This window comes from Nocardia carnea (assembly GCF_029868855.1).
Classification (GTDB): domain Bacteria; phylum Actinomycetota; class Actinomycetes; order Mycobacteriales; family Mycobacteriaceae; genus Nocardia; species Nocardia carnea_A.
In genome coordinates, this window is sequence record NZ_JARWOV010000348.1 from 38,738 (window position 1) to 49,569 (window position 10,832).

The following is a 10,832-nucleotide window of genomic DNA, read 5'->3' on the forward strand; positions in this document are numbered from 1 at the left end:
CACCATCTCTCTGCGGCCGGTGGATTCCGGCAGGTACCTGATGGACGAAGCGGTGAACCGAGGTGTGACATCGCCGTATCGAGTCGCGGCTCGCCGGGCCGCGAAACATGCCGGGCAGCGAACGTCGCGGCCTAGGCTGATCCGCATGGCCTCGCTTTCCGATCCCAAGGTGCGCGAATTCCTCAGCTACGGAACCCGTACCGCCAAGGTGGCGTTCACCGCCGGTGACGGGCGTCCGGTGGTGACCCCGGTCTGGTTCCTGCTCGACGGGGACGAAATCGTGTTCAATACCGGCAAGAACACCGCGAAAGGGAAGGCGTTGCAGCGCGACCCCCGGATCGCGCTGGTGGTGGACCTGGAGGAGTCGCCGTATGCGGCGGTCCAGATCCAGGGCACAGTGACGCTCTCGGAGGATCCGGCCGAACTACTGCGAACGGCGACCGCGATCGGCGGCCGTTATATGGGTACGGCCCGCGCCGACGAGTTCGGCCGCCGCAACGGCGTGCCCGGCGAGCTGCTGGTGCGTGTGCAGCCGGCCAAGGTCATCGCCTTCTTCGACGCTGTCGGCTGAGCCGGTCGTCGCCGGTCCTATGCTCGACCCATGACCGTGCACTTCATCGGGGCCGGGCCCGGCGCCGCCGATCTGCTGACCGTGCGTGCGGTGGAGTTGCTGCGGCGATGCCCGGTATGCCTGTATCCGGGGACCTACCTCGATCCGGAGGTGATCGCGCACTGTGCACCCGGTACGGAGCTGATCGATACCCAGCGGCTGGACCTCGACGAGATCACCGGGCATCTGGTGCGGGCGACCGCCGCCGGGCGGGAGGTGGCGCGGCTGTGTTCGGGTGATACCTCCCTCTATTCCGCACTCACCGAGCAGACGCGCCGGCTCGACGCGGCGGGGGTCCCGTGGGATATCACTCCGGGGGTCCCCGCGTATGCCGCCGCGGCGGCGTTGCTGGGCACGGAGCTGACGGTTCCCGAGGTCGTTCAGTCGGTGGTGCTGACCCGGATGCAGGCCCGTTCGACCGCGATGCCGGACGCCGAAGCGCTGTCCGGTTTCGCCCGGACCCGCGCCACGCTGGCGTTGCATCTGGCCGTCACCCGTACCCGGGAGCTGGCGCTGCAGCTGACCGAGTACTACGGGGCCGACTGTCCGGTCGCGGTGGTGTACCGGGCCAGCCAGCCGGACCAGGCCGTGCTGCGCGGCACCCTGGCCGATATCGCCGATCAGGTCGAGGCCGCCGGGCTGCGGCAGGCTGCGGTGATCTTGGTCGGCCGGGCTCTGGACCCGGGTACGGCCTGTGCGCAATCCCACCTTTACGACCCGGCACGTGACCGTGCCCACCTCACCGGATAACTCCGGGCGAGTACAGGGCGAGCGCCCACGGCGGGACCTGCCCGGACACTCGGGCGACCGCCGCGCGGGCCCCGGCCTGCACCTGCGTAACCCGGTTGGTGTGGCGCCGGTACGACGGTAGATTGGATCGGTGGTCAGGAGTCGGCGCGCGGGTGCGGGTACACGGTGTCCCACGACACCGGACGTGCCGAGTGGTACCGGGCGTCCGATGTAACATCCTCGGCCCGATAAACGGATACTTCCGATGGACATTTCTGCCTGATCGAACAAGAAGTGGACCTGGAACAGCGGACATCGCGCTACGGGCGGTGCGCGTCGCGACCAGGTGGTGACGGGAAGCGCCGCGTGCGTTCCGGAAGCGAGGTTACGGTTGGACCGGCTGGACAACGGCGGGAACGGTACGAACAGTGGTTCGGCAACCGCCGACGGGGAGCTTTTTCCCCTGTCGCCTGCACAGCTGGGTATCTGGTACGCGCAGCATGTCGACCCACAGGTGCCGGTCAATATCGCCCAGTACGTCGAACTGCACGGTGAGCTCGACGTCGACACCCTGACCCGGGCCAGTTTGGACGCCTCCCACGAGCTGGGCTCGGGCCTGCTGCGCATCGTCGAACGCGACGGGGAACCGCTGCAGTACGTCGATCACAGCCTCGAGGACGAGGTCCGCTACGTGGACCTGCGTACCGCCGACGATCCGGCCGCCGCCGCCCGGGACTGGATGCGCGCCGAGTACGGCCGCCCGCTGGATCTCACCGCCGACCGTCTCATCCGTGCCGCGGCCCTGCACCTGGGCGAAAACCACTGGTACTGGTACGTGCGCGCCCACCACATCGTGATCGACGGCTACGGCGCCATGAACATGATGAACCGGATGGCCGAGCTGTACACGGCCTACCGGGCAGGCGTGGAACCCGCGCCTTCCAAGGCGGCGCAGTTGCGCACCCTGTACGACCAGGAGATCGCCTACCGCGAGAGCAACCGCTTCCGGACCGACAAAGAGTACTGGGCCGAACGGGTAGCGGGACTCGAGGAGGGCACCAGCCTGGCCGGGCGTACGGCCGCCCCGGCCGCCCACAACGGTGTGGTCCAGGGTCCGCTCACCGACGAGCAGAACGCCGCGCTCGAGGAGGCGGTGCACCGCTACGAATCCTCACCCGCCCAGGAACTGATCGCCGCGTTCGCCGCCTACCTCGCGCAATGGAACGGGGTCGAGGATGTGATCCTCAGCCTGCCGGTCACCGCGCGTACCACCGCACTCATGCGCCGCTCCGGCGGTGTCTCGTCGAATATCGTCCCGCTGCGACTACACGTGGGCGCCGACACCACGACCGCCGATCTGCGCCGCCAGGTGCAGCTCGAGGTTTCCGGGGCGCTGCGGCATCAGCGCTACCGGCACGAGGACATCCGCCGCGACGCTGCCGGCGGTGGCGTGGTGACCACGGAATTCTTCGGGCCGTGGGTCAACATCATGCTGTTCCAGGACGAACTGCGGCTCGGTGACAGCGTCGGCAGCCTGCATGTGCTGTCCACCGGCAGTATCGAGGACCTGGGCGTCAACTTCTATCAGTCGATCGGCGGCACCCGCAGCCATATCGACTTCGAAACCAACCCCAACCTCTACACCGACGAAGAGGCCACCCGGCACCACACCCGGTTCCTCGAATTCTTCGACCGGTTCCTGGCCGCCGAAGCCGCCGAGCCGGTGTGGCAGCTCGCTATCACCACCGCCGCCGAACGCACCGCAACCGTCGAGACCTGGAACGACGCGGCGCACGAGGTCCCGGACACCACGCTGCCCGAACTGCTGGACGCGCAGATCGCACGTACGCCGGGCAACCTCGCGGTCGAATTCGAGGGGACAGGTCTGACCTACGCCGAATTCGGCGCGCGGGTCGACCAGCTGGCCCGATATCTCATCGCCGACGGTGTGGGCCCGGAATCGCTGGTGGCCCTCGGTATGCGGCGGTCGCTCGACTTGGTCGTGGCGATGCACGCGGTGCTGCGCGCCGGCGGAGCCTACGTTCCGATCGACCCGGACCATCCGGCCGAGCGCACCGCCTACATTCTGGAGAGCGCGGCGCCGGTCTGCGTGCTGACGGTCACCGCGGACCAGGCCGACCTGCCCGAATCGGTGCGGTCCGTCGCCGTCGACACCCTGGACACCACCGGATTCTCCGACGCGCCGATCACCGATGCCGACCGGCTCGCCCCGCTGCGCCCGGACAACACCGCCTACGTCATCTACACCTCGGGTTCGACCGGTCGCCCCAAGGGCGTCGCGGTGAGCCATCGCGCCATCGTCAACCAGCAGCTGTGGATGCTGGACACCTACGGATTCACCGCGGACGACGTCTACCTGCAGAAGACCGCCACCACCTTCGACGTCTCGCTGTGGGGTTACTTCCTGCCGCTGATGTCGGGTGCCACGCTGATCGTCGCCACTCCGGACGGCCATCGCGATCCGGCCTACGTCGCCGAAACCATTGCCCGGCACGGCGTCACCGTCACCGATTTCGTCCCGTCCATGCTGACGGTGTTCGCCTCCTACGCCGACCCCGAGCAAATCGCTTCGCTGCGCGCGGTATTCGTGATCGGCGAGGCGCTGCCGCCGGAAACGGTCGCGGCGATGAAGGCGATCTCCGGCGCCGGCCTGCACAACCTGTACGGTCCCACCGAAGCCGCGGTTTCGGTGACCTACTGGGAGGCCACCACCGCCGATACCGTTTCGGTGCCGATCGGTGTACCGGAGTGGAACGTCGGCGTCCAGGTGCTCGACGCCCGCCTGCGGCCGGCGGCCATCGGTGCACCGGGTGAGCTGTATCTGTCGGGCCGTCAGCTGGCCCGCGGCTATCTGGGTCGCCCGGACCTGAGCGCCGACCGTTTCGTCGCCGATCCCCTGGGTGCACCGGGAGACCGGATGTACCGCACCGGAGACCTGGTGCGCTGGCGTGCCGACGGCGTGCTCGAGTACCTCGGCCGGACCGACTTCCAGGTGAAGTTCCGCGGTCAGCGCATCGAACTCGGTGAGATCGAAACCGATCTGCTCGCCCATCCGGCCGTGAGCCAGGCCGTGGTGCTGGTGGTCGATACCGCCACCGGTCAACAACTGGCCGGCTATGTCGTACCCGCTCCCGGGCATACCGTCGAGCCGGTCGAACTCAGCCGGTTCCTCGGGGAGAAGCTGCCGTCCTATATGGTGCCGGCCGCGCTCGTGGTGCTGGACGCGCTCCCGCTCAACACCAGCGGCAAACTGGATCGCAAGGCGCTGCCGGAACCGGTGTTCAGCGCCGGCGCGGCCGGTTTCCGCGCTCCGCGCACCCAGGCCGAACAGATCGTGGCCGCGATCTTCGCCGATATCCTGGGCCAGCAGCTCGTCGGGGTAGACGACAACTTCTTCGATCTCGGCGGTAACTCGCTGGTCGCGACCCAGGTCGTCGCGCGGATCAGCGCGGCGTTCGGGGTTCGTATCGGGGTGCGGGCGCTGTTCGAAACGCCCACCGTGGCCGGTCTGGCCGCGCGAATCGATATTTCCGCCGCGGGTGAATCCCGCGAATCCCGGCCGCCGCTGGTGGCCCGGTCGCTGCCCGACCGGGTGCCGCTGTCACCGGCGCAGCAGCGGATGTGGTTCATCAACCAGTTCGACCCCGCCGCGCCCACCTACAACCTGCCGTTCGTGATCCGGCTGCGCGGCCACGCCGATATCGCGGCGCTCACCGCCGCCCTCGACGATGTGATCGAACGCCAGCAGTCGCTGCGGACTCTCTTCCCGGAGTCCGAGGACGGCGGTTATCAGCTGGTCCTGCCGATGGACGAGGTCGATCTGGGGATCCGCGTGGAGCGGATCGCCGCCGACCGGCTACCGGACGCGCTGGCCGAATTCGCTGCCACCGGTTTCGACGTCACCCGGGAGCTGCCCATCCGGGTGCGGCTCTACGAGATCGCCGACGGCCGGGCCAACGGCACCCCCGAGCATGCGGTCGCCATTGTGGTGCACCATATCTCGGCCGACGGCTTCTCCTTCGGCCCGCTTTCCCGCGATGTCGCGGCGGCCTATGTGGCGCGCGCGACGGGACAGGAACCGTCCTGGGCGCCGCTGCCGGTGCAGTACCGGGATTACAGCGTCTGGCAGCGGGAACTGCTGGGCCGCGAGGACGATCCGGAATCCATGGCGGCCCGGCAGATCACCTACTGGCGGGAAACGCTGGAGGATCTGCCCGATCAGCTGGATCTGCCCACCGACCGGCCGCGCCCGGCGGTGCAGGGCTATCGCGGCGCACAGGAACATTTCGCCATCGACGCCGAGCTGCACGAGCGCCTTTCGGATCTGGCGCGGGGCAACGGCTCGACGCTGTTCATGGTGCTGCACGCCGCGCTGGCGGTGCTGCTGTCACGGCTTTCCGGAACCGGGGACATCGCCGTCGGCACCCCGGTGGCCGGCCGCGGTGAACAGGCACTCGACGATCTCATCGGTATGTTCGTCAACACCCTGGTGTTGCGTTCGGCCGTGGACGGCACCCGTCCGTTCACCGAATTCCTCGACAGCACGCGGGAAGCCGATCTCGCCGCCTTCGCGCACGCCGATGTCCCGTTCGAGCGGCTGGTCGAGGTACTGAACCCCGCCCGGTCGCAGGCCCGGCAGCCGCTGGTGCAGGTGATGCTGTCGTTCCAGGAGATCTCGCACGCCGATCTCGAGATCCCCGGGTTGTCGATCAGCGCCGCGGAGATCGAACTCGCGATCGCCAAGTTCGATCTCGTCTGGACCGTCACCGAAAAACGGGGCAGCCGTGGTGAACCGGCGGGTATGGACCTGGTGCTCTCCTATGCCACCGACCTGTTCGACGAGTCCACGGTCCGATCGTTCGTCACCCGCTGGCAGCGTTTGCTCGACGTGATCGTCGACGATCCGCACACCCGGGTCGGCGCCATCGAACTGCTGCACCCCGCCGAACGCGCCGAACTCACCGCCTGCGCCGGTGGACCGGCCGAGCAGCCGGACACCCTGGCGGGTCTGCTGGCCGCCGCGGCGGTCACCAACCCCGACGGTATCGCGGTCATCGCCGACGACGAGTCGTATACCTACGCGGAACTCGATTCCGCGTCGAACCAGCTGGCGCGGGTGCTCATCGAACGCGGGGCCGGGCCGGAGGTCTCGGTCGCGCTGGCGCTGGGCCGCTCGTGGCGGTATCAGCTGGCACTGTGGGCGATCGTCAAATCCGGTGCGGTGCTGGTCCCGGTCGACCCGGCCTATCCGGCCGATCGCATCATCCATATGGTCACCGATTCGGGCGCCGCCTTCGGCCTCACCGAGGACGAAGAACTGCCGGAACTGCCGGAACTGTCCGGCGGCTGGATCAGCCTCGACGATCCCGAGCTCGCCGCGGAGGTCATGGCGAGTTCAGCGGATGCGATCACCGATGTCGATCGGCGGGCGCCGCTGCGCACCGCGAACACCGCGTACATGATCTACACCTCCGGTTCGACCGGTCTGCCGAAGGGCGTCGCGGTCACCCATGCCGGCCTGCGCAATTTCGCGGCCGAACAGGTGCAGCGGTTCGGGCTGGACACCTCGACCCGCGCGCTGGCCTTCGCCTCCCCGTCGTTCGATGCCTCCGTGCTGGAGTTGCTGCTGGCGGTCGGTGCGGCCGGCACGATGGTCATCGTGCCGCAGATGATGTTCGGCGGCGCGGAACTGGCCGATCTCATCGAGACGACCGGGGTGACGCATGCCTTCCTCACCCCCTCGGTGCTGGCTTCCCTGGATCTCGACGCAATGGACGATGTGCGCGTCGTCATCACCGGCGGTGAAGCCATTCCGGCGGATCTCGCGGCACGCTGGGCGGCCACCACGGGGCGCCGGCTCTTCAACGCCTACGGCCCGACCGAGGCCACCATCGCCACCAATATCAGCGGCCCGCTGCGCCCCGGCGAACCGGTCACCATCGGTGGTCCGGTGCGGGGTATGCGGGCGCTGGTGCTGGACACCGGACTGGACCCGGTGCCGGAGGGTGTTGTCGGCGAACTGTATGTCGGTGGTATCCAGCTGGCCCGCGGCTATCACGCCCGGTCCGCGCTGACCGCCGGCCGGTTCGTCGCGGACCCGTACGGCGCCCCGGGTGAGCGCCTGTACCGGACCGGTGACGTCGTGCGCTGGCGCCGGGACGGTTCCGGCGCGCTGACCGTCGAATACGTGGGCCGCAACGATTTCCAGGTGAAGGTTCGCGGTTTCCGGATCGAGCTCGGCGAGATCGATGCCGCGCTCACCTCCTACGACGCCGTCGACTTCGCCGTGACGATCGGCCACGAGAACGTCTCCGGTGCGATGACGCTGGTGTCGTATGTTGTTGCCGCACCGGGTGATTCGATCGATGTGCCCGTGCTGACGGCGCATATCCAGGAGCGGTTGCCCGCGTACATGGTGCCGTCCTCGATCATGGTGCTCGACGAGATCCCGCTGACCCCGGCCGGGAAGCTGGACCGCAAAGCGCTTCCGGTACCACAGTTCCAGACCCAGGCGTTCCGCGCGCCCGTCACGCCCATCGAGGAGATCGTCGCGGACGTTTTCGCCGAGGTTCTCGGCGTCGACCGGGTCGGTCTCGACGACGATTTCTTCGAACTCGGCGGTAATTCACTGATCGCGACCCAGGTCGCGGCTCGGCTCGGCGCCGCCCTGGACACCCGGGTACCGGTACGCACCCTGTTCGAAGCGTCCACCGTGATGGCGCTCGCGGCGCGGATCGAATCCCATGTCGGTGAAGGTGCGCGGCAGGCGCTGGTCGCGCGCAGCCGCGACGGCGATATCCCCCTGTCGCTGGCCCAGCAGCGGATGTGGTTCCTCAACCGCTACGACACCGAATCGGCGGTCAACAACATCCCGGTCGCCATCCGGATGTCCGGTGAACTCGATGTGGCCGCACTCCAGGTGGCGATCATCGACGTGATCGACCGGCACGAATCCCTGCGCACCGTGTTCCCGGAAACCGGGCAGACGCCCGTCCAGGTGATTCTGGATGCGGCACAGGTCGTTCCGGACCTGACCCCGTTCCGGATCCGTGAGGACAAACTGATCGATCATCTGATCGATCTGGCGACGATGGCCTTCGACGTCACCGACGAGGTGCCGTTGCACGCGCGGCTGTTCGAAATCAGCGATACCGAATACGTGCTCGGTATGGTGGTGCACCATATCTCCGCCGACGGCTGGTCGATGGGCCCGCTGGCGCGGGATGTGATGGTCGCCTACGCGGCCCGTATCAGCTGGGAATCGCCGGCCTGGGTGAATCTTCCGGTGCAGTACGCGGATTACGCGCTCTGGCAGCGGGAAGTACTGGGTTCGGAGGACGATCCGCAGTCGCTGATCTCCGATCAGATCCGGTACTGGAAAGAGGAACTGGCCGGGCTGCCGGACGAATTGGCCCTGCCGGCCGACCGTCCACGGCCCGCGGTGTCGTCGTACGCGGGCGGCACCCATTCCTTCGTGATCGAGCCGGAGATGCGGCGCCGGATCGCCGACCTCGGCCGGCAGCACAATGCCTCACCGTTCATGGTGGTGCACAGTGTGCTGGCCGCGCTGCTGGCCCGGCTGACCGGCGAATCCGATATCGCCGTCGGCACCCCGGTTGCCGGGCGCGGTGAAGCCGCGCTGGAGAACCTGGTCGGCATGTTCGTCAACACGCTGGTCCTGCGGACCCAGGTCCAGGGCGGGATGAGCTTCGCCGAACTGCTCGCCACGGTCCGTAACGCGGACTTGCAGGCGTTCGCACACGCCGATGTGCCGTTCGAGCGACTGGTGGAGGTCCTCAACCCCACCCGCTCCCAGGCCCGGCACCCGTTCTTCCAGGTGGCGTTGTCGTTCGAGAATCTGCCGGACCGCACCTTCGAACTGCCGGAGCTGCGGGTGGCTCCGGTCGATTTCGAGATCGGACTGGAGAAGTTCGACCTCTCACTCAACTTCCGTGGCATGGGTGAGGATACGAACTCGCCGATGCAGGGCGAATTGTCGTTCTCCCGGGACCTGTTCGATCCCGCGACGGCGGCCTCGTTCGCCGATCGGTTCATGCGTCTGCTGGAAGCAGCAGTAACGGATCCGTCGGCGCCGGTGGGCGATTTCGAGGTGCTGGATCGCGCCGAACGAGCCCGGGTGCTGGCGGAGTGGAACGCGACCGGGCATGCACTTCCCCCGAAACTGCTGCTGGACGGCTTCGAGCGCGCGGTCGCGTCTTCTCCGGATCGAGTGGCGGTGTCGTTCGAGGGCACCGATCTGACGTATGTGGAGTTCGCAGCCCGGGTGAATCGCCTGGCACGGCATCTGGTCGCGTCGGGTGTGGGTCCGGAGACCCTGGTCGGGTTGCTGGTGTCGCGGTCGGTGGACCTGGTCGTCGGCATGTATGCGGTCGTGGCGGCCGGCGGTGCCTATGTGCCGTTGGATCCGGCACACCCGGCCGAGCGCATCGGTTACATCCTCGAGACCGCGGCACCGGTGTGCCTGTTGTCCACCACCGCTGATGTGGGTGCCGTCCCTGCGGGGACAGGTGTGCCCGTCGTGGAGTTGGACACTCTCGACACCGCGGGCTACGACTCCACGATGCTCACCGACGCGGATCGGCTCGCGCCGGTACGGCCCTCGAATACCGCGTATGTGATTTTCACTTCTGGTTCGACGGGTCGTCCGAAGGGTGTGGCGGTTTCGCATTCGGCGATCGCGAACCAGGTCGCGTGGATGCTGTCGCAGTACCCAATGGGTTCCGCGGATGTGTATCTGCAGAAGACCGCGACCACGTTCGACGTGTCGCTGTGGGGCTATTTCCTGCCCTTGGCCGCGGGTGCCCGCCTGGTTGTCGCCACGCCGGACGGTCATCGTGATCCGGCGTATCTGGCGCGGGTGATCGCCGAGCAGCGCGTGACGGTGACGGACTTCGTGCCGTCGATGCTGACGGTTTTTGCCGCGCATACCGGCCCGGGTTCGATTCCGAGCCTCCGGCATGTGTTCGTGATCGGTGAGGCGTTGCCGCCGGAGACTGTTACGGCGATGCATGCGGTTTCGGATGCCGCCGTGCACAACTTGTACGGTCCGACCGAGGCCGCGGTGTCGATCACGTATTGGCAGGCGACCGGTGCGGAAGCCGGGAGTGTGCCGATCGGTGTTCCGCAGTGGAACAGTCGTGTGTATGTGCTCGACGGTCGCTTGCGTCCGGTTCCCGAGGGTGTGACCGGTGAGCTGTACTTGGCCGGTGACCAGTTGGCTCGCGGGTACGTGACCCGCCCGGATCTGAGTTCGGACCGTTTCGTGGCGAGCCCGTTCGACAGCGGCCGGCGGATGTATCGCACGGGTGATCTGGTGCGCTGGCAGCGTGTCGACGACCGGCCGGTCCTGGAGTATCTGGGCCGCACCGATTTCCAGGTGAAGTTCCGTGGTCAGCGCATCGAGCTCGGGGAGATCGAATCCGCGTTCCTGGCGCAGCCGCAGGTGAGCCAG

Annotated in this window: 3 protein-coding genes; all 3 read left to right on the forward strand. The window is 67.7% G+C overall.

From position 1 onward, the window contains the following. The first annotated feature begins 145 nt into the window (after nt 1-145). Nucleotides 146-571, forward strand: coding sequence for a PPOX class F420-dependent oxidoreductase (locus QH195_RS35020; protein ID WP_280438537.1), 426 nt, complete (start codon nt 146-148; stop codon nt 569-571). A gap of 30 nt (nt 572-601) precedes the next feature. Further along, nucleotides 602-1,360: a precorrin-4 C(11)-methyltransferase gene (cobM, locus tag QH195_RS35025; protein ID WP_280421279.1), complete on the forward strand. Its 759-nt coding sequence runs from the start codon at nt 602-604 to the stop codon at nt 1,358-1,360. 370 nt (nt 1,361-1,730) lie between these two features. After that, on the forward strand, nt 1,731-10,832 hold a 9,102-nt coding region (locus tag QH195_RS35030; protein ID WP_280438538.1), incomplete at its 3' end, for a non-ribosomal peptide synthetase.